20 protein-coding genes and 2 pseudogenes are annotated in these 18,051 nt (G+C 61.7%); 10 read left to right on the forward strand and 12 right to left on the reverse strand.

Going from position 1 to position 18,051, the window contains the following annotated elements; translation table 11 throughout:
* Nucleotides 1-48: 48 nt before the first annotated feature.
* Genes PHE40_RS04025 through PHE40_RS04035 form a run of 3 tightly spaced genes read right to left on the reverse strand, consistent with a single transcriptional unit; the run spans nt 49 to nt 2,724 of the window.
* Nucleotides 49-558, reverse strand: coding sequence for a flavin reductase (locus PHE40_RS04025; RefSeq protein WP_299958335.1), 510 nt, complete (start codon nt 556-558; stop codon nt 49-51).
* 9 nt (nt 559-567) lie between these two features.
* Complete coding sequence (locus PHE40_RS04030) at nt 568-1,830, reverse strand: DNA polymerase IV (RefSeq protein ID WP_299958338.1); 1,263 nt, start codon at nt 1,828-1,830, stop codon at nt 568-570.
* Nucleotides 1,831-2,724 (reverse strand): ROK family protein, encoded by an 894-nt coding sequence (locus PHE40_RS04035; RefSeq protein WP_299958341.1) that lies wholly within the window; start codon nt 2,722-2,724, stop codon nt 1,831-1,833. It abuts the gene before it with no gap.
* A gap of 63 nt (nt 2,725-2,787) precedes the next feature.
* Between PHE40_RS04035 and PHE40_RS04040 the strand changes: the two genes are divergently transcribed.
* From PHE40_RS04040 to PHE40_RS04060, 5 genes are read left to right on the forward strand one after another with little or no spacing between them, the layout of a single operon-like run.
* Entirely contained in the window at nt 2,788-3,024 is a 237-nt protein-coding gene (locus PHE40_RS04040) for a sulfurtransferase TusA family protein (protein ID WP_291424843.1), read from the forward strand.
* Nucleotides 3,021-3,947 (forward strand): histone deacetylase family protein, encoded by a 927-nt coding sequence (locus PHE40_RS04045; RefSeq protein WP_299958344.1) that lies wholly within the window; start codon nt 3,021-3,023, stop codon nt 3,945-3,947. The genes PHE40_RS04040 and PHE40_RS04045 overlap by 4 nt, the downstream gene beginning before the upstream one ends.
* Before the next feature lie 31 nt (nt 3,948-3,978).
* A complete protein-coding gene (locus PHE40_RS04050) occupies nt 3,979-4,215 on the forward strand; it encodes an exodeoxyribonuclease VII small subunit (RefSeq protein WP_299958347.1) in 237 nt (78 codons plus the stop codon).
* 3 nt (nt 4,216-4,218) lie between these two features.
* Complete coding sequence (locus PHE40_RS04055) at nt 4,219-5,130, forward strand: polyprenyl synthetase family protein (RefSeq protein WP_299958350.1); 912 nt, start codon at nt 4,219-4,221, stop codon at nt 5,128-5,130.
* Between the two features lie 20 nt (nt 5,131-5,150).
* The gene (locus tag PHE40_RS04060) at nt 5,151-5,891 is read left to right on the forward strand and encodes a TlyA family RNA methyltransferase (RefSeq protein WP_299958353.1); all 741 of its coding nucleotides are present in this window, start codon (nt 5,151-5,153) and stop codon (nt 5,889-5,891) included.
* A gap of 2 nt (nt 5,892-5,893) precedes the next feature.
* Here the strand turns inward: PHE40_RS04060 and PHE40_RS04065 are convergent, their stop codons facing one another.
* Together PHE40_RS04065 and PHE40_RS04070 are read right to left on the reverse strand one after the other, a co-directional pair.
* Nucleotides 5,894-6,442: an NADPH-dependent FMN reductase gene (locus PHE40_RS04065; protein ID WP_299958356.1), complete on the reverse strand. Its 549-nt coding sequence runs from the start codon at nt 6,440-6,442 to the stop codon at nt 5,894-5,896.
* 68 nt (nt 6,443-6,510) lie between these two features.
* Entirely contained in the window at nt 6,511-7,041 is a 531-nt protein-coding gene (locus tag PHE40_RS04070) for a flavin reductase family protein (RefSeq protein WP_299958359.1), read from the reverse strand.
* A 199-nt stretch (nt 7,042-7,240) separates the two neighbouring features.
* Here PHE40_RS04070 and PHE40_RS04075 point away from each other — a divergent pair, with 199 nt between their 5' ends.
* Nucleotides 7,241-7,483 (forward strand): hypothetical protein, encoded by a 243-nt coding sequence (locus PHE40_RS04075; protein WP_299958362.1) that lies wholly within the window; start codon nt 7,241-7,243, stop codon nt 7,481-7,483.
* Between the two features lie 185 nt (nt 7,484-7,668).
* Here the strand turns inward: PHE40_RS04075 and PHE40_RS04080 are convergent, their stop codons facing one another.
* The 3 genes from PHE40_RS04080 to hpaH are packed head-to-tail and all read right to left on the reverse strand — an operon-like array spanning nt 7,669 to nt 10,490.
* Nucleotides 7,669-8,832, reverse strand: coding sequence for a CaiB/BaiF CoA-transferase family protein (locus PHE40_RS04080; protein WP_299958365.1), 1,164 nt, complete (start codon nt 8,830-8,832; stop codon nt 7,669-7,671).
* 3 nt (nt 8,833-8,835) lie between these two features.
* Nucleotides 8,836-9,624: an HpcH/HpaI aldolase/citrate lyase family protein gene (locus PHE40_RS04085; RefSeq protein ID WP_299958367.1), complete on the reverse strand. Its 789-nt coding sequence runs from the start codon at nt 9,622-9,624 to the stop codon at nt 8,836-8,838.
* Nucleotides 9,625-9,635: 11 nt separating this feature from the next.
* Nucleotides 9,636-10,490, reverse strand: a complete 855-nt coding sequence (gene hpaH / locus PHE40_RS04090) for a 2-oxo-hept-4-ene-1,7-dioate hydratase (protein WP_299958370.1) — start codon at nt 10,488-10,490, stop codon at nt 9,636-9,638.
* A gap of 139 nt (nt 10,491-10,629) precedes the next feature.
* On the opposite strand from hpaH, the gene PHE40_RS04095 reads away from it, so the two are divergent.
* Entirely contained in the window at nt 10,630-11,490 is an 861-nt protein-coding gene (locus PHE40_RS04095) for an alpha/beta fold hydrolase (protein ID WP_299958372.1), read from the forward strand.
* A gap of 88 nt (nt 11,491-11,578) precedes the next feature.
* On the forward strand, nt 11,579-12,136 hold the full coding sequence (locus tag PHE40_RS04100; RefSeq protein WP_299958375.1) for a TIGR02444 family protein: 558 nt from the start codon (nt 11,579-11,581) through the stop codon (nt 12,134-12,136).
* A 48-nt stretch (nt 12,137-12,184) separates the two neighbouring features.
* Here the strand turns inward: PHE40_RS04100 and PHE40_RS04105 are convergent, their stop codons facing one another.
* The gene (locus tag PHE40_RS04105) at nt 12,185-12,802 is read right to left on the reverse strand and encodes a UbiX family flavin prenyltransferase (RefSeq protein ID WP_299958378.1); all 618 of its coding nucleotides are present in this window, start codon (nt 12,800-12,802) and stop codon (nt 12,185-12,187) included.
* A gap of 578 nt (nt 12,803-13,380) precedes the next feature.
* Nucleotides 13,381-13,735: pseudogene (locus PHE40_RS04110) on the reverse strand (transposase); the annotation flags it as partial.
* A 321-nt stretch (nt 13,736-14,056) separates the two neighbouring features.
* Between PHE40_RS04110 and PHE40_RS04115 the strand changes: the two are divergent.
* Nucleotides 14,057-15,526, forward strand: a complete 1,470-nt coding sequence (locus PHE40_RS04115) for a mannose-1-phosphate guanylyltransferase/mannose-6-phosphate isomerase (protein WP_299958380.1) — start codon at nt 14,057-14,059, stop codon at nt 15,524-15,526.
* A 416-nt stretch (nt 15,527-15,942) separates the two neighbouring features.
* A complete protein-coding gene (locus PHE40_RS04120) occupies nt 15,943-16,758 on the forward strand; it encodes a glycoside hydrolase family 16 protein (protein WP_299958383.1) in 816 nt (271 codons plus the stop codon).
* Here the strand turns inward: PHE40_RS04120 and PHE40_RS04125 are convergent.
* Entirely contained in the window at nt 16,755-17,690 is a 936-nt protein-coding gene (locus PHE40_RS04125; protein ID WP_299958386.1) for a sulfotransferase family 2 domain-containing protein, read from the reverse strand. The two genes, PHE40_RS04120 and PHE40_RS04125, sit on opposite strands and share 4 nt — an antisense overlap.
* 179 nt (nt 17,691-17,869) lie before the next feature.
* Nucleotides 17,870-18,051: pseudogene (locus tag PHE40_RS04130) on the reverse strand (IS1380 family transposase); the annotation flags it as partial.

The raw sequence follows: 18,051 nt of genomic DNA on the forward strand, positions 1-18,051 counted from the left end.
ACCAGCCCGCCACCAAACCCAGAGAGTCAAGCTCTTGGCGGGCTGGTATCAGCCCTTCTCCGGGCCGACTTTGTGATAGGTCCGGCCGTGATAGATCAGGCCCGAGGCTGTGCCCCCCAGATGGATGGCCCGCACGGCGCAGAAGATGACGCTATGCGTGCCAACCTCCACAATCTGGTCGATCGTGCAGTCAAACGCGGCGGTGGCGCTCTCCAGCACCGGGGCGCCGGTGGTCAGGCGCATCCATTGCGCGCGCGCGAAGCGTTCGGCCATCGGTATATGGCCCGCGCCGGCGAAGAGGGGCGAGAGCTCCTGATGCTCATGCGCCAGCACGTTCACACATAAAAAACCGGCGGCGAGAATGGCATCGTGCTTGCTGGCGGTTTTGTTCACGCAGACCAGCAGGGTCGGCGGGTCGTCGGTCACGCTGCACACCGCCGAGGCGGTGAACCCGGAGTCGCCCTCCGGCCCCGTGGTGGTGATGATATTTACCGCGGCGCCCAGGCGGGACATGGCTTCGCGGAAATTCTGGCGGCTGGCGCTGGTGTTTTCGGTCATTGGGCAAGTTTAACCGGTTCTGGGCGATTTGTGAAAGCCGCGCCCACGCTGCACGGCCGATGGCCCGAAACGTTCGCGCAGATGGTTGATGGCGTTTTGCCGGGCACGGCGGCGCGCGGCCCCGGCATCGGCCAGATCGCCCTGGTCGGCCAGGGCCTCGGCCACCAGAGGCGCCGCCCCGATGCCGATCAGGCGGAATGTGGTGCCGTCCGCCTCGCGTGCCAGCAGGCCGCGCGCGGCATCGAAGATGGTTTCGGGTAGCTGCGTCGGGTTTGCGAGCCGCTGGCTGCGGGTACGGTTGAGGAAACCGGCGGTCTTCAGCTTCAGCACAATCCCCGCCGCCGCCAGGGCCTCGCCGCGCAGGCGGCGGCCCAGCTTTTCGCACAGGTTCCACAGAGCCGCCTCCAGCTCGGGGCGTGTGCGCAGGTCCACGGCGAATGTGGTCTCGGCGCTGATGGACTTGCTCTCCCGCGCCAGCCGCACCGGCCTTGAGTCCTCGCCGCGCGCGCGCGCCACCAGGGCGGGGCCATCATCGCCCAGCTGTTGCACCGCCGTGCGCTCATTCAGCGCCGCCAGCTGCCCCACGCGCAAAATGCCCAGCGCCTGCAACCGGCGCACCTGCGCGGGGCCGACACCGGGCAGCAGCCCCACCGGCTCGGGCGCCAGCGCCGCCGCCGCCTCCGCGCCAAACACGGTGAAGCCGCGCGGCTTGTCCCGCTCCGCCGCCAGCTTGGCCAGCAGCCGGTTGCGCGCGAGGCCGATGGAAACGGTGATGCCCACCTGCGCTTCCACTTGGCGGGCAAAGCGGTTGAGCACCACCGCCGGCGGCGCATGGTGCAGTGCCTGGGTTCCCGCCAGATCGAGCGCCGCCTCATCCACCGAGAGCATCTGCACCAGCGGCGTCAGCGCCTCCATCAACCGGCGCACATGCGCCGAGGCCGCCGCATATTTTTTCATGTCTGGCGCGATCACCACGGCCTTCGGGCAGAGAGCGCGCGCCTTGAACATCGGCATCGCGCTGCGCACCCCATACAGCCGCGCCACATAGCAGCAGGTGCTCACCACACCGCGCGCGCCGCCGCCCACGATCACCGGCAGATCGCGCAGCTCAGGCCGGTCACGCTTCTCCACGCTGGCGAAAAACGCATCGCAATCGATATGCGCGATTGCCAGGCTGAACAGCTCATCGTGGCGCACCACCCGCGCGCTGCCGCAGGCCTCGCACACCGCCCCGGACACCTGCGCATCGCAGTCGCGGCAAATGGCGGGCATTTATTCGGGCCAGAGCCAGGCGGCGCCGCGCACGCCCGAGGAGTCGCCATACAGGTTGCGGACGATGTGCGGGGTGCAGGTGTCGGAGAAGACATAGGGCTGCATCAGGGCCGGGAGGGTGGCGGCGAGGCTGGGCAGGTTGGAGAGGCCGCCGCCGAGCACGATGACGTCGGGGTCCAGTATGTTAGTGATGGCTGCCAGCCCGCGCGCGAGGCGGTTGGCGTGCAGGGCCAGCGCGGCGGCGGCTTGTGCATCGCCGCTGGCGGCGCGGGCGGGGATCTGGCTGGCGTCGCGCGCGCCGGGGCCGTCGCATTCCATGGCCAGGGCGGGGCCTGAGAGATAGGTTTCCAGGCAGCCGGCGCGGCCGCACCAGCAGAGGCGCATCGGCATTTCGTCCATGCGCGGCCAGGGCAAGGAGATGTGCCCCCATTCGCCGGCGAGGCGGTGGCGGCCCTCCAGAATATGCCCGTTCACCACGATGCCGCCGCCGCAGCCAGTCCCCAGGATGACGCCGAAGACGACCCGCGCCCCGGCCGCCGCGCCGTCCGTCGCCTCCGAGAGGGCAAAGCAGTTGGCGTCGTTGGCGACACGGATTTCACGGTGGAGCAGGGCGCCGAGGTCCCGGTCAAACGGGTGGCCGTTCAGCGCGTTGGAATTGGCGTTTTTCACCAGCCCGGTGGCGGGGCTGATGCTGCCGGGGATGCCGATGCCCACGCTGGCGGTAGCGCCGATTTCCGCTTCGGCCTGGCGCACGAGGCTTGCGATGGTATCCAGGGCTTGCGCATAGCCCGCAGGGGTGGCGGTGCGGCGGCGCAGAACCTCATTGCCTCCAGGCCCGAGGACCAGAATTTCAATTTTTGTGCCGCCGAGGTCGACGCCAATGCGATAGCTCATGGCCTCTATGTCGGATGATTCCCGGTCTTGCTCAAGACCGTCCAGGCGCGCATTCTCAAAACCATGAGGGAGCGTGTGATCGATGCGCAGTTTCAAAAGTCGCCATTGCCGGTGTTGCGCGCCGCGCGGGTGTTGCGCGGCATGGCAGCGGGCGAGAAGCTGCGGATCCTGGCGACCGACCCCCAGGCGGTGGCCGATTTCAGGGATTTTTGCAAAGTCACCGGCCATGCGCTGGTCGCCGCTAGCGAGAGCGGCGGGGTGTTCAGCTTCTCAGTCAAGGTGAGAGCGGCTGTGCCATGAGTGTTGCGTTGTTCACGCATCCGGCGGCATTGGCGCATGATACCGGGCAGGACCACCCCGAATGTGCCGAGCGGCTGCGCGCCGTGCTGCGCGCGCTGGAGGTGCCGATATTTTCCCCGCTGCTGCGCGAGGTCGCGCCGAAAGCCCCGGTTGCGGCATTACAGCCCGCGCATACGGCGGCGTATGTCGCGGCCATGCTGGCGCTGCCGCCTGAGGAGACCACCTATATCGATGGCGATACGGTGTTTGGTCCCGGCACGCTGGAAGCCGCTCTGCGCGCGGCGGGCGGCGCCATGGCGGCGGTGGACGCGGTGATGGAAGGCTGGGCCCATGCCGCCTTCGTGGCGATGCGCCCGCCCGGCCATCACGCGGAGCGAGACCGCGCCATGGGGTTCTGCTTTTTCAATAATGCGGCGGTGGCGGCGTATCATGCCCGCGCGCGCTGGGGGCTTAAGCGGATCGCGGTGGTGGATTTCGATGTGCATCACGGCAACGGCACACAGGATATTTTCGGCCCCGATCCCGAATTGTTCTACGGCTCCTCGCATCAGCACCCGTGTTTCCCCGGTACGGGCATGGTGCGCGAGCAGGGGGTGGCGGGCAATATCATGAATGTGCCCCTTGCGCCCGGCTCCGGCGGGCCTGAGTTCCGCGCCGCCTGGGAGGGCGGGATCATCCCCGCCGTGGCCGCCTTCCGCCCGGAGTTGCTGATCATCTCGGCTGGGTTCGACGCGCATGTGGCCGACCCGCTGGCGCAGCTTCGCCTGCGTGAGGCGGATTTCGCCTGGGTGACGCGCGCGTTGATGGAGCTCTCCGACACCCATTGTCCTGGCCGTGTTATTTCATTGCTGGAAGGCGGTTACGACCTCGCCGCCCTGGCCGCCAGCACCGCCGCCCATGTGCGCGCGCTGATGCGGTTGTGAATTTTCAAGTGAACCTGTAGGCAGCAAAACCATGACGGCAAAAAACGATATTTCGGCAATGTCCTTCGAGGATGCGCTGGCGGCCCTGGAGGCCATTGTCCGCAGCCTGGAGTCGGGCCAGCAAAAGCTGGAGGACGCGATTACCGCCTATGAGCGCGGGGCCGCGCTGAAAAAACACTGTGAAGCCAAACTGGCGGAGGCCGAGGCCCGCGTGCAGGCAATCGTCGCCCGTGCCGATGGCACTCTTGCCCTTAAATCCGAGGATTGACCGATGGCGTCTGATATTGTGTGCAACCCCAACGCCCTGGCCGAGGCGCTGGCCGAAACCGCCCGCGTGGTGGAAGCCCAGCTGGACGCGCTGCTGCCGGTGCCAGAGGGCGCGGAGGCCCGCGTCGTCGAGGCGATGCGCTATGCGGTGCTCAATGGCGGCAAGCGGATGCGCGCGTTTCTGGTGATGGAGACGGCGCAGTTCTTCACGGTGAACCGCACCTGCGCGGCGCGCGTGGCGGCGGCGGTGGAAATGCTGCATGCCTATTCGCTGGTGCATGACGATCTGCCGGCGATGGACGATGATGATCTGCGCCGGGGCATGCCGAGCTGTCATAAACAATTTGACGAAGCCACCGCCATTCTCGCGGGCGATGCGTTACAGACCCGCGCCTTTGAGGTGCTGGCCGAGGAAGACACCCATGCCGACGCCGAGGCCCGCTGCGAGCTGGTGTTGGCGCTGGCCCATGCCGCGGGCGCACGCGGTATGGTCGGTGGGCAGATGATCGACATGGCGAGCGAGGGCAAAAAGCTCTCAGGGCCGGAGATCACCCGTTTGCAGGCGCTTAAAACCGGACGGCTGATCCAGTTTAGCGCCGAGGCCGGTGCGATTTTGGGCCGTGCCTCGCAGCCGCAGCGGCATTTCATCGCCGCCTATGGCCGTGACCTGGGTGCCGCCTTCCAGATATACGACGATGTGCTGGACGAAACCGCCTCCGCCGAGGAGCTAGGCAAGACAGCGGGCAAGGACGCGGTGCAGGGCAAGGCCACCATGGTCTCCGTGCTTGGCCTCGAACAGGCGAAGGCGCATGCCGAGCTGCTGGCCGAGCAGGCGGCGGGGTATTTGGAGAGTTTTGGCGAGCGTGCCGCGCTGTTGCAGGCGCTGGCCAAGTTTACGGTGACGAGGAAGAGCTAGCGCCGGGGCGGGGGCCGCTCATGGCCAGGCAACGCGCCGACCTTATGCTTGTGGCCACCGGGCTGGTGGAGTCGCGCGCCAAGGCGCAGGCGCTCATCATGGCCGGGCTGGTTTATGCCGGTACCGCGCGGGTGCAGAAGGCCGGTGATCTGTTGTCCGAGGATGCCGCCCTTTTCGTGAAAGGCCAGGATCACCCCTGGGTTTCGCGCGGCGGGGTGAAGCTGGCGCATGGGCTCGGCCATTTCGGCTTCGACCCTTCAGGCCGGATATGCCTGGATGTTGGCGCCTCCACCGGCGGCTTCACCGATGTGCTGCTCACCCATGGCGCCAAACATGTCTATGCGGTGGATGTCGGCCACGGCCAGTTGGCCTGGAAACTCCGCTCCGACCCGCGTGTTACCGTGTTGGAAAAAACCAACGCGCGCCATCTCACCGCGCAGATCATCCCCGAGCCCATCGGCGCGCTGGTTTGCGACGCCAGTTTCATCGGGTTGCAGATTGTGCTGCCTGCCGGTCTCGCTTTGTGCGCGCCGGGGGCGTTCGCGGTGGCGCTGATCAAGCCGCAGTTCGAGGCTGGGTCCGAGCATGTTGGCAAGGGCGGGGTTGTGCGGGACCCGGAGATTCACGCCGCGGTCTGCGCGAAAATCCGGTTCTGGTGGGAGTCGCTCCCCGGCTGGCGGGTGCTGGGGGTGGAGAAAAGCCCGATCACCGGGCCGGAGGGGAATATTGAATTCCTCATCGGTGCGGTGAAGGAGGGGTAGTCTCAGGTGTGCAGTTTCACCCAGCCGGTGAATTTATCCATCCACCCCTGCAAAAACGCCCGGCTGCCCGGCCCGATATTTCCCGCATCGTCAAAGAGCCCATCCTTCGCCTGGATGAACACTTCCGGCCCGCCCAGCGTGGGCATGTCAAGGTAGGCCAGCACATTGCGCAGATGCTGCTGCGCCAGCGCCGTGCCGATCGCGCCGATCGACACGCCGAGCACCGCCGCCGGTTTCCCCGCCCAGGCGCTCTGGCCGTAGGGGCGCGAGGCATTGTCAATGGCGTTTTTGAGCACGCCGGGGATCGAGCGGTTGTATTCCGCCGTGACGAACAGAACCCCGGCGGAGCCCGCGATCTCGGCCTTCAGGCGTTTCACGCTGGCGGCCTGATTGGCGTCGTCATCCTGGTTGTAGAGCGGCAGATCATCGATCCGCACCGGGTTGAAGGAGAAATCCGCCGGCGCCATCCGGGCGATGCCGGTGGCAAGTTTACGGTTGAACGAATCCTGGCGAAGGCTGCCGACAATCATAGCGATTTTATGCTGGCTCATAATGCACTCCTGGAATGACTGGGAACCATGTTATGCGCGCGCAGGCTAGCACCGATTTGCCGCGCGTGTCATCGCATCTTTGAAGGCAGTTTCAGCACCTCGCCATCCACGGCGAACTTGCCGTAACCCTGGTGATGGATGGTCCGGCGGTCTGTTTGCGCGGGGTCAACCCAGGCCTTCACCACCTCCAGAATGAATATGTTATATTTGTTCACGAGTTTGGTATCGGTCACGCGGCATTCCAGATTGGCGAGGCATTGCGCGATCAGCGGTGCTTCCACCCGCAAGGCTGGCAGGGGTGTGATGCCGAAGCGGGTGAATTTATCAGTGTCCCGGCCGGAGCAATTGCCGATTTTTACCACCTGCGGGGCCATCGCCGCGCCGGGAATGGCGATTACGCATTGTTTGGTTGCCCGCAGCGCCGCGAAGCTGTGGTTGGCGGCGCTCACCACGCAGGAGATGAGCGGCGGCTCGAACGCGATCATCATGTGCCACGACATCGTCATGACATTGGCAATCCCCTTGCGCGCGGTTGTCAGCAGCACCACCGGGCCAGGTTCGATCCACTGATAGACTTTCGGCAGGGGTAAATTTTTCAAGGCGGCAACTCCTTGAGTCTGGAACATTAACCTGTGAGATGACGTCCGTTCACGGCTGGGTTATGCTGCGGTAATGAGTAGAAGATTCGATACGGTGTCAATCTGGAGTGAGCGCCCGCGGTTGTGCGCCGGGTTGCTGGGGCTGGCGGTGGCTATGGTTTTGCCAGGTTGTGCCCTGCCGCCTGGCGGCCTGGCGCGAATGGACGGCTCTGCATCCGCCCAGGCTTTGCAGCAGGCTGAACAGCAAGGCTATGCCAAGGGCTATGCCGCGGGCGAACTGGCGCAGGCGCTGCGTGACAAATCGCGCGAAATGGCGGAGGCGCCAAAGCAGGCGCCGTCTGCGCCGCCCGTGGCAACGCGCCCCGCAATTCCAGCCGTGCCGGATACGTCATTACCGGTGGGGACAAATTATAGTTCCAGCGGCCCGGCCGAACCGTTTTAGGTCCTGTCTGCATCAAAGCCACAAATGGAAACACGTAGTTAATGCAGATAATTGCTGCCGCAAAGATTACCGGGACGCGTTCCTAGAGCCTGATTGGTTTAAGTGTGATCAGGCTCTGGTTATTTTTCTGAGGGCGATTCACGCTTTCGGCCCGCCCGGCTGAGCGAACCTCAAACGATCGCGCTTTAGTCGATTGTCTCGGGGATTCCGGGCGCGGGCAAGTCCGAAACCATCCTGACCCCATCGATAACGATCGGGCTGGCGACGCCATGGCGGCCGTCACGCACGATCGCCATGCCGCGCGCGACGACCTGGGGGTTGGCAAAGACCTGATCCAGTTCATTGATCGGGCCAGCGGGGACACCGGCAGCTTCGAGCTGGTCAGCCAGCTCGTCCCGCTTCCAGGAGGCGGTGAGACTTTCCAACGCAGCGATCAGGTCAGCACGGTTGTGAACCCGGCTGGGATTGGTGGCGAAGCGTTCGTCCCGGTCAAGTCCGGTGTCCAGCACCCGGCACAGGTTCGCAAACTGGCTGTCATTTCCCACGGCGATGATCAGGGGGCCGTCGCCGGTCGGAAATGCCTGATAGGGAACCAAATTGGCATGGCCGTTGCCGACACGGCGCGGAACGATGCCCGACGTCATCCAGTTCATCGCCTGGTTGGCCATGACGCTGACCTGGGTATCAAGCAAGGCCATGTCGATGTGGGCGCCGACCCCGCTTTCGTTTCGCCGGTTGAGCGCCGCCAGCACTGCCACCGCGCTGTAGACGCCGGTGAAAAGGTCGGCTACGGCAATTCCGGCCTTCTGCGGTTCGCGTTGCGGTTCGCCCGTCATTGACATCAGGCCGCCCATGGCCTGGGCGATATAGTCATAACCCGCGCGGTGCGCATAGGGTCCGGTCTGGCCGAAGCCGGTAATCGAGCAGGTGATCAGGCGCGGATTGAGCAAGGCAAGCGCGGCATGGTCGAGCTTGTACTTGGCAAGCCCGCCTACCTTGTAGTTCTCGATCATGATGTCCGCATCGCTAGCCAGCGCGCGCACGATTTCCTGTCCGTCTGGAGTGGAAATATCGACCGCAAGCGATCGTTTGCCCCGGTTGGCCGAATGAAAATAGGCCGATCCCAGGTTCTCGTCCTGCTCCGACATCACGAATGGGGGCCCCCAGTGGCGGGTATCGTCGCCGCTGCCTGGCCGTTCGATCTTGATCACTTCGGCGCCCAGATCTGCCAGCAGTTGGCCGCACCACGGGCCGGCCAGGATTCGGGCCACTTCGAGCACCCGCACGCCGTGCAGCGGCTTCATCGCCGCATCGTGGGCCGTCGCCGGATTCCATCCAGTCTTGGTCATGCTTCAATCCGTTGCCCGGTCGGAGCAGCGCTTTTGCCAGTCCTTCGCCATGTCTCCGGCGGCCTGGGCCAAGGTGAAAGCATCGATCCCGAGTGCGAGGTAGCGCGCGCCGCCGTCCAGATATTGCTGCACCAGACGCTCATCGCGCGACAGGATGCCGCAAGGAATGCCGGCAGCGCGGCTCCGCGCGAGTGCCGCCTCGGTCACCTTGGCGAGCGCCGGAAAATTGCCGGCACCCAGCAGCCCGAGCGATGCGGCCAAGTCGGCTGGGCCGACAAACAGCGCGTCGATGCCATCGACCGCGGCGATCGCCTCGAGATTTTCGAGCGCAAGGCCGGTCTCAATCTGGACGATGATGCACAGCTGCGCGTTGGCCTGTGCCACATAGGAGGGATAGCGGCCCCAGCGGGCGGCGCGGGCCCCGCCGATGCCGCGATCTCCCTGCGGGGGATAGCGCGACGCGCTGACAATTGCTGCGGCCTGTTCCGCAGTCTCGACCATCGGCACCATGATCGTCTGGGCTCCGAGATCGAGGATTTGCCGGATGGCCACCGGATCGTGGCCGGGCACCCGCACGATTGCCGAACAAGGCGGGGTGGCATCCACCGCGCGCAACTGTTCGGCAATCCCGGGGAGGGTCTGGGCGCCATGTTCGGCGTCGATCAACACCCAGTCATAACCCAGTCCAGCGCAGATTTCGGCGATGTTCGCATTGGCCAGGGCCAGCCAGAACCCCAGCTGGATCGGGCCTTCGCGCAATCCGGTCTTGAACCGGTTTTCGGGAATCTGCATCGCCTTGCTCCTTACACGAATCGAAAGCCGATTGCCCCAAGGGGTCCGAAATCGGCATTGAATACATCACCCGGCTTCACTTCGACCGGGCGGGTGAAGGATCCGCCCAGCACGGTCTCACCCGCTTCGAGCGATTGCCCCCAAGGTGCCAGCCGGTTGGCCAGCCAGGCCACACCGTTGGCGGGGTTGTTGAGCACGCCCGCCGCGAGGCCCGTTTCCTCGATCACGGCATTGCGGCTCAGCATGGCACCGATCCAGCGCATGTCCACTTTATCGGGCCGCACCGGCAAGCCGCCAACGATGATCCCGGCATTGGCGGCATTGTCGCTGATCGTGTCCTGGACCTTGCGCCGCGTGCCGGTTTCGGGATCGACAGGGAAAGTCCGGCTATCAATGATCTCGACCGCGGGGATGACGTATTCAGTTGCCTTCAGGACGTCAAAGATCGTCACCCCGGGGCCTTCGAGTCTTTTGCCCAGCACGAAGGCTAGCTCGACCTCGACCTTTGGGGTGATGAACCGGCCGAACGGCACGTCGCCACCCTGTTCGAAGACCATGTCGTCGAGCAGGGTGCCATAGTCCGGCTCAGTGATCCCCGCGGCCTGCTGCATCGCGCGCGAGGTCAGGCCGATCTTGTGGCCGAAAACCGTCCGGCCTGCTGCGAGTTTGAAGTCGACCCATTGCTTGCTGATCCGATAGCCATCGGCAATCGTCAATCCCGGATACCGGACCGAGAATTGCCGGATTTGCTCGCGCGATTTTTCAGCGTGGTGCAATTCCGCTGCCAGCGCATCGATCACCCCTGGATCGAGGGTCGGCACCGACTGGTCGGCGCCCTGGCCCCTGGCCTGATTGTTAAGTGTCATAGCCTCTCCCCACGTTTGAATTTATTGGCCAAGGTATTGCACAATAGACAATTAAGGTCCATGGCCCTGGACTGATAATAGACCTGAATGGCAAGGGTGCCGCCGCCAGCAAGAGCGGCAAGTTAAGAGGAGAAACAGGATGCAGACTGATACCAGCGTGAGAGCGGAAAAGATCACCGGACGGGGCCTGACCTCGCACACCCTGCTGGCGGGCGACCCCAGCAAACCGGCAGTGCTGCTGCTGCACGGGGCCGGCCCGGGCGCGCATGCCGGATCGAACTGGCTGCACCTGATGCCGGATCTGGCGGAAAACTTTTTCGTGATCGCCCCCGACCTGATCGGGTTCGGCCAGTCGGTCATTCCGGAGCCGTGGCCGGACAATGTCATGGCCTGGATCGGCACCCGGGTCGAGCAATGCTTCGGTCTGCTCGACACCTTGGGAATTAAGAAGGCGCACGTTGTCGGCAATTCGATGGGCGGCGCGCTGACGCTCCAGATGATGAGCGAGGAACCGGACCGGATCGACCGGGTGGTGCTGATGGGCTCGATCGGTGCGCCCGGCCCGCGCACGCCGGAACTGGTGCGGCTGCTTTCGTTCTACTCCGATCCGCGCCCGGCCCGCTATCGCCAGTTGATGCACAGCTTCGCCCACGATGCCGACAAGTTCGAGGGCATGGAAGAGATCGTCAATAACCGCTATAAAATCGCGACCGATCCCGAGATCATGAAGACTGCGGTGAAGATGATCGATTCGATGAAGCAGGGGATCGAAACGCTCAACATGCCGCCGTCGATCCTGTGCAAGCTGCCGCACAAGGTGCTGATCTTCCATGGCCGCCAGGACCGGATTGTGCCGCTTGACACCAGCCTGTACCTGATCAAGCACCTTCAGCATGCCGAGCTTTATGTGCTCGACCGTTCGGGGCACTGGTCGCAATTGGAACGCTGGGATGTGATGCGTCCGATGCTGGAAATTCACCTCGGGGCGCGAACCTTCTGATCGACTTTCAAAAGGCGTGGTAGACGCGCCAGGCGGGCGGCAGAGCGAAGGTTTTGCCGCTCGTTCTTGTTTTGGAAGCTAGCCGACGATGAACAGGCCGACATCTTCAGCCGATGCCGCTGCGTTCTGGCAATTCTCGCTGATGGTCTATTCCAGGCCGCAGGTCGCGGCTTGTTGTCTTGGCCTGCAGGACGAATACGGCTTCGATGTCAATATCGTGCTGCTGTGCCTGTGGCTGGCGCAGACAAGAGGCCGGACTGTGGGTCGGACAGAAATCGAGGCTCTGCGCGCGGGCGTTGCGGATCTGAACGAAAATCTGGTCCGGCCGATCCGCTTGGCCCGCCGCAAGGCCCGCTCCATAATCGAGACTGCGCCCGATCCACAGGCAGGTGCCGAACGTAGAGAGCTCTACGCCGCGTTGAAGGCGATCGAACTGCGCGGCGAACGCCTCATCCAGGCAGCCTTGATCGAGTGCCTCGGCGGCGGTGATACGGACGGCGGGACTGAGGCACAAGCAGCGGCGCGGGCAAGTCTCGAAACCTACCGCAAATCCATCGGCGCGCCCGATGCGGCGGCGGCGATCCTGGCACAGCTGACCATCAGGGCTCTATGCCGCGCTGAAGGGCAATCAGGGCACATTACGTGATGATGTTTTTGGCTCCCAGCACTTCACGCCGCCTGACGTTCCAGGTCATCACGCCTGCCTTTCAATCGTTGCGGGAACCAGCGCGGGATCGGCGCCGTCGTTGGTCAGTCCTTGCCAGCGCTGCGCCACATTGCGGTGCACGCCGAACAGGTCGAGAACCCGCATACAGGTGTGGTTGACGATCGCGTCGATGCCATCCGGACGGGCGTAGAATGCGGGCACCGGAGGGAAGACAACCGCGCCCATTTCGGTGCAGGCCACCATGTTGCGAAGGTGCGCCAAGTTCAGCGGTGTTTCGCGGGTCATCAGCACCAGCCGGCGGCGTTCTTTCAGCATGACATCGGCCGCGCGGGTAATCAGGTTGTCGGACAAGCCGTGCGCCACGGCAGCCAGGGTCCGCATCGAACAGGGGGCAATCACCATCCCGTCGCACAGGAATGACCCGCTGGCGATGCTGGCACCGACATTGCGGATGTTGTGCACGACATGAGCAGCCGACTCAATCAACTTGCGGCCATTGGGTATTTCCTCGCGAATGTTCAGCAGGGCCGACGACGACATCACCAAGTGAGTTTCCCACTCGCCCTGATCCGCCAGCAGCTCAAGCAACCGAAGTCCGTAGACCGAGCCGGTCGCTCCGGTGATGCCGACGACGATACGCTTCACCAGCCGCTCCCGATGTGCGCCACCCAAGCACAACTCCCAATGTTTAGTTTGACGGGCATTTTAGCGTCATACTCATTTTCTTATTTTCAACGTTATTTTTCATCCGTCGGTATACAACACATTACACATCGAGCAAGGATAAAATGCGTCCCGCCGGTTCCTCTGGAAGGTTTTGCGGCGGACAGGGTTTGCATGATCGGTCAGGGGATTGCCCTGCGTTGCCGTCAGTAGCCGGGTTGGTTTCTCACGGCGCGGCGGGCAGCCGGTGACGCCGGCCCATTGGAGCTTTGGCCAGCTCTGCGGATTGGTGGGAGTGCCAGCGGGCTATCTGCGCGAGCTGCCTGCGCGGCAGTCCCGCGGCAGGCGGAGCGCGACCGGGGGCTGCGGGCCGGCGCGACGAGCGAGGACCGGGAACGGATCAAGGCTCTTGAACGGGAGGACTGCGCGCCGTCACCGGTCCGGATTATGGGCGGAGCTGTGACCACGAATTGGTGACGGCGGTGATGTGCATCGCGGGCAACGGCACGGGCGACACGAATTGGAAAGTGCCGGGCGTGCTGGATTGGGCGACCATGACCTTCGGTTTTGAACCGCCCCATCTGGCTGGTGGACGCGGCTTCCTTCGTCACCACCCGGCTACCGGAGATCCAGCGCATCGCCGGATCATGGCCGAGGCGGTCGGCGTTGTTGACATCCTCGTACCCGGCAAGCCGGACAAACACCAATTGGCGAAACTGCGCCGTCAGGGTGTGGCGGTTGTTCTTGCCGGTCCGGCTGTCGGCCAGCACCTGCCAAGCCATCTCTGTCAGGCCGAGGGCGTCGTCCAGTTCGTAAACCGCCGTCCGAGGTCACCTTCGAGCCGTGGAATTCCAGCTTCAGCCGGCGGTCGAAAGCGACCCGCAAATCGGACGTTTCCGTTTCACCCACCACCATCTCCAGGGTTGCCCTCTCAAATCGTCGTCATCACATTGATTTTTATACAAAATTCTTTGCCAGGCGTCACGACACCGCCAAGCCATCTGGGAAATCCGGTATAAAACACCCGATTGCTCCAGTCGCCCCAAATATCTTGTCCCTCCGGTGATGGTGTGAAGAAATTATGCTTATCAAAACAAATCATTCAGCGATCCGGCTTCATTTGAAGAACACAAAACCAACTCGGATGCTGCCTGTAATGTAAAAATACAAAATTTTGTCTTGCTCGCGTGTTGGGTTAACGTCATACTGCACTGCACAATAGAGAGGCTAAGCAGCATGGAAGAGCTCGCTAATCTCACTTCTGTCGCCTGCCAAAAGCTGGATTTAGCGTGTGCCGTGACTCCCGTTATCCTGTCGGGCGGCACCGGATCACGGCTCTGGCCGGTTTCGCGCGCCAGTTTTCCAAAGCAATTTTGGCCGCTTGTTTCAGAACGATCACTGATCCAGGAGGCTGCCCTGCGCTCCATTGGAGACGAATTGGCCGCCCCGATCGTGGTCTGCAACGAAGAGCATCGCTTTCTCGTCGCGGAACACCTCCGAGATATTGGTGTGGGCGGGAGTCGGATCGTTCTGGAGCCGTTTGGCCGCAATAGCGCGCCCGCCATAGCCGCCGCGGCTTTGCTGGCCGCCGAGGATGACCCATTTACCGTGTTATGGGTGATGGCGGCGGATGCCGCCATCCAGGATACCGCCGCACTACACGGCGCCCTGGCCAAAGCCTGTTCAGCGGCTCTTGCCGGCTATTTTGTGACTTTTGGCATCAAGGCGGACAAGCCCGAGACCGGATACGGCTACATAGAGGTAGGCATGGAGCTGGAGTCTCTCGCCGGCGTGTATGGCGTCGGCCGGTTTCTGGAAAAGCCCGAACGCGCGGGTGCCCTGGCCATGATCGAAGCCGGTGGGTATCTGTGGAATTCTGGCATGTTTGTTTTCACGGCGAAGACCTTGCTGGAGGAAATGCATATCCATGCGCCTGATATTCTGGCCACGGTGCGCCTCGCCTTGGCTGCCCGCCGCGCCGATCTCGACTTCATCAGGCTTGACCGTGATGCTTTCGCGGCCTGCCCTGCTGTCAGTTTGGATTACGCGATTGCAGAACGGACTGAACGCGCGGCCGTGGTGCCCGTGGATATGGGATGGTCCGATGTTGGAAGTTGGAACGCGTTATGGGAGCTTGGAGCCAAAGACAACGCCGGAAATGTGACGCATGGCGATGTGCTCCTGGAGAACGCCACCAATTGCTATGTACGCAGTGACGGCATGCTGACCGCCGTGATGGGCCTGACGGACGCCGTGGTAGTCACGACTGAGGATGCGGTTCTTGTGCTGCACCGGGATCATGCACAGAATGTAAAGCAAATTGTTGAAAGGCTGAAGGCAGCGAAGCGCCCTGAGGGAATATCACATAACCGGATTTACCGGCCTTGGGGATTTTACGAGCAATTAATCCACGGCGATCGGTTTCAGGTAAAGCGCATTGTTGTAAACCCTGGCAACAAACTGTCCTTGCAAAAACATTTTCATCGGGCTGAACATTGGGTGGTCGTTGCCGGAACCGCGATTGTGACACGGGGTGAGGAGCAATTGTTGCTGCGTGAAAATGAAAGCGTGTACTTGCCCTTGGGCTGTATCCACCGGCTCGAGAACCCAGGGAAGATTCCCTTGCTGCTGATAGAAGTTCAGTCTGGTGGATATTTGGGTGAAGATGATATAGTACGTATTGAAGATACATATGGCCGCCGTTAATTTTACAGATGACATATGGTACTCTTCATAGTTTTTATGCATTTAAAAGAGTCGTTTGCCGATGGTGCCAAACATATAGTTTCAGGCCGAAGGTAGAGCTTCCTGCGTGATGATGCCAGGCGCGTGGCCTGTTCAAATCGTTCGTGGTTTCGTAATGCAAAGCGTGCCCGTGGAGGTGAAGCGTGCCAGGTAATATTGTTCATGGTGGCGGGGAGCATGGTAGCGGGCATAGGCTTGCCTACCTGGATGGTTGGCCGGGCTGCTCTTCTACCATATGTGGAGTGTCGGCACGGCGCTCCATTAATGAACGCTGGATGCGCCTCTTGTCACGGTATGTATCGGTGGTGCCCGTACCGGCACGACGAGAAGGCAGGTGAGTTTTGACTAGAATATCAAGACTTTTCATGTTCCGGTTCTTGACTTTCCTTACCGCTACCGTCCTGGGCGCGCTGGCGTTGAGCGGCAAGGCCGTGCCCGGCACGGTGGGTGTTGGCGCCGCGCCTGTGCTTGACCTCAGTGGCTACCGCATAAGTTTCGATGATGAATTTAAAAAATTTGATATCTCAGCGCAAGGTCCTGATCGTGTGTGGACGGCGCACACGCCATGGAATGGTGATTTCGGAGATGCCACCTTTGGCAATCCTGGACCGGGTGGGCCATTCTCACTCACCGCGCAGGGGCTGGCAATCACAGCTACGCGTCAGCCGAATGGTAAATGGGTCTCGGGGCTGATCTGTTCGGTTAACAAAGATGGGTCAGGACAGGTTGGATTTTCGCAACAATATGGCTATTTCGAGATGAAAGCGATGTTGCCGAGTGGCCCTGGAACCTGGCCTGCCTTTTGGTTGATCGGCAAGGACAAGTCCAGTTATGCTGCCGAGATCGATGTAATCGAATATTACGGAGGCTTTACAAAATATTTTCATACCACCGAACATGTTTGGGTGAACGGGAAGAACAAACTCTTGCGCACGAAGATGGTAAAAGTTCCGGGCGGAAGCTTGTCGTCGAGCTACAATAAATTTGGTGTGCTTATCACCCCTGAGACGACAAGCTTTTATCTAAACCGTCATGAATATTGGCGCACGCCGACACCGCCGGAGTATAGGCAGCCGATGTATATTCTGGCTAATTTGGCGCTGGGTGGTGGCTGGTCCGTGGATGGGCTGATCTCACCGCAGGTAATGCGTATCGCCTATATTAAAGTATACCAAAAATTGCCCGCCCCCTAAAATCCCAGAGCGCGGCGCAGCTTCATCACTGAGTGGCGCATTAGCTTGCGCGGCTTCAGCGCTGCTAATCCGCGCGCGAGGGAGTTCGACTTCGATGCGGGGCGCGAGAGGAGCGGGGTTGACGGGATTCCTGGGATGGAAAAAATACGTGTCATGTCCAGCGGAACTGGAGATTGCAGAATAACTGGGCGCAGCGCCGCATCCGCATAGAGAATCTGAAAATCTTCGTGGTAGAAGTCCATGGTGAAGTTGCGGATAATGTTGGAATTGAGCAGCGGCGCGAGACTGGCGGTCATCATGTTGAGCGGCTTGAGCGGCATTGTAGCCAGGCCAAGCCGTTCCAGCCCTTCGCGGCCAAAGTGCCCGTCGGCGAGAATCGGCAATACATGCTTTACTTTGCGCGTTGACCCCAGCGCAAGAAACCAGGATTGTGGCGAGAAATGCACATAGCGGAAATCTGCCTGGATACGCGGCAAGGTAAGTTCGTTGCTAACAAAAGTCTCGGCTATTTTAAGTTGAGAAGAGGCTGAGAGTTCAAAAAACTTCGTATCGGGCCGATATTGTTTGAAATGTTCACTGATGGCGGAGATGAGGCGTTGGAACGGATTGCGAACGAAAGCAACGGAATTATAGCTCTCAAGCAGAGCAACCAGGTCTGGGAATAAGGCGGCTAATTCCCAGAGTCGTAGATGTGCGTAATCAATATCACGCTGGAAATAGGGCTCATGCTCGATCCCCCAAAAGCGCCGCGCATGGTCGTGATGCGCCTCGATCACAGCTCTGAAGGCTGTTCCCGCGCATTTCGGGTTATGGACAAAAATAAACTTCTTCTCGTGAGAGACGATCAATAATCCCTCCAGATTTTTCCGCCGCGGATACAAAGCAGAGTAAAACATAATAGCAGTGCTATAGACAAGCAAATATGAAACCATGCCGACTACGATTTATCGCCCTGGAACCGGAAGATAAAATGGCGCGGCGACAGCCTCAGTAGAAGCAAAATCACCAGTCCGGCGGCCATGACTTGCCTCAGCGGCACAATTCTCACGGGTTTTGCAGCGAAGCGGGTACACTTCGCCTATCGCTCGTCCCTTGCGGTCTGCTCTGTCCGTCAGCATGGCGCTGGTTTTCGTGGCCGCAGATCGTCGATCATGTCGAGGATGCCGCGAAACAGGTCACGCGGTACAGCGACCTCGGCCATCTGGAACACGGCGTAGCGGGCATGGGCGATCACCTTCGCGCCGACTTTCACCACCTTCTCGCGGATGGTGGTCAGCGACCAGCTTTCCATTT

Source organism: Acidocella sp. (genome assembly GCF_028687955.1).
Taxonomy (GTDB): domain Bacteria; phylum Pseudomonadota; class Alphaproteobacteria; order Acetobacterales; family Acetobacteraceae; genus Acidocella.

Excerpts from the sequence above, each read along its gene's own strand:
- PHE40_RS04025 (WP_299958335.1), bottom strand. The coding sequence starts at position 558 with ATGACCGAAAACACCAGCGCCAGCCGCCAGAATTTCCGCGAAGCCATG.
- PHE40_RS04030 (WP_299958338.1), bottom strand. The coding sequence starts at position 1,830 with ATGCCCGCCATTTGCCGCGACTGCGATGCGCAGGTGTCCGGGGCGGTG.
- PHE40_RS04035 (WP_299958341.1), bottom strand. The coding sequence starts at position 2,724 with ATGAGCTATCGCATTGGCGTCGACCTCGGCGGCACAAAAATTGAAATT.
- PHE40_RS04040 (WP_291424843.1), top strand. The coding sequence starts at position 2,788 with ATGAGGGAGCGTGTGATCGATGCGCAGTTTCAAAAGTCGCCATTGCCG.
- PHE40_RS04045 (WP_299958344.1), top strand. The coding sequence starts at position 3,021 with ATGAGTGTTGCGTTGTTCACGCATCCGGCGGCATTGGCGCATGATACC.
- PHE40_RS04050 (WP_299958347.1), top strand. The coding sequence starts at position 3,979 with ATGACGGCAAAAAACGATATTTCGGCAATGTCCTTCGAGGATGCGCTG.
- PHE40_RS04055 (WP_299958350.1), top strand. The coding sequence starts at position 4,219 with ATGGCGTCTGATATTGTGTGCAACCCCAACGCCCTGGCCGAGGCGCTG.
- PHE40_RS04060 (WP_299958353.1), top strand. The coding sequence starts at position 5,151 with ATGGCCAGGCAACGCGCCGACCTTATGCTTGTGGCCACCGGGCTGGTG.
- PHE40_RS04065 (WP_299958356.1), bottom strand. The coding sequence starts at position 6,442 with ATGAGCCAGCATAAAATCGCTATGATTGTCGGCAGCCTTCGCCAGGAT.
- PHE40_RS04075 (WP_299958362.1), top strand. The coding sequence starts at position 7,241 with ATGGACGGCTCTGCATCCGCCCAGGCTTTGCAGCAGGCTGAACAGCAA.
- PHE40_RS04080 (WP_299958365.1), bottom strand. The coding sequence starts at position 8,832 with ATGACCAAGACTGGATGGAATCCGGCGACGGCCCACGATGCGGCGATG.
- PHE40_RS04085 (WP_299958367.1), bottom strand. The coding sequence starts at position 9,624 with ATGCAGATTCCCGAAAACCGGTTCAAGACCGGATTGCGCGAAGGCCCG.
- hpaH (WP_299958370.1), bottom strand. The coding sequence starts at position 10,490 with ATGACACTTAACAATCAGGCCAGGGGCCAGGGCGCCGACCAGTCGGTG.
- PHE40_RS04095 (WP_299958372.1), top strand. The coding sequence starts at position 10,630 with ATGCAGACTGATACCAGCGTGAGAGCGGAAAAGATCACCGGACGGGGC.
- PHE40_RS04100 (WP_299958375.1), top strand. The coding sequence starts at position 11,579 with ATGAACAGGCCGACATCTTCAGCCGATGCCGCTGCGTTCTGGCAATTC.
- PHE40_RS04115 (WP_299958380.1), top strand. The coding sequence starts at position 14,057 with ATGGAAGAGCTCGCTAATCTCACTTCTGTCGCCTGCCAAAAGCTGGAT.
- PHE40_RS04125 (WP_299958386.1), bottom strand. The coding sequence starts at position 17,690 with ATGGTTTCATATTTGCTTGTCTATAGCACTGCTATTATGTTTTACTCT.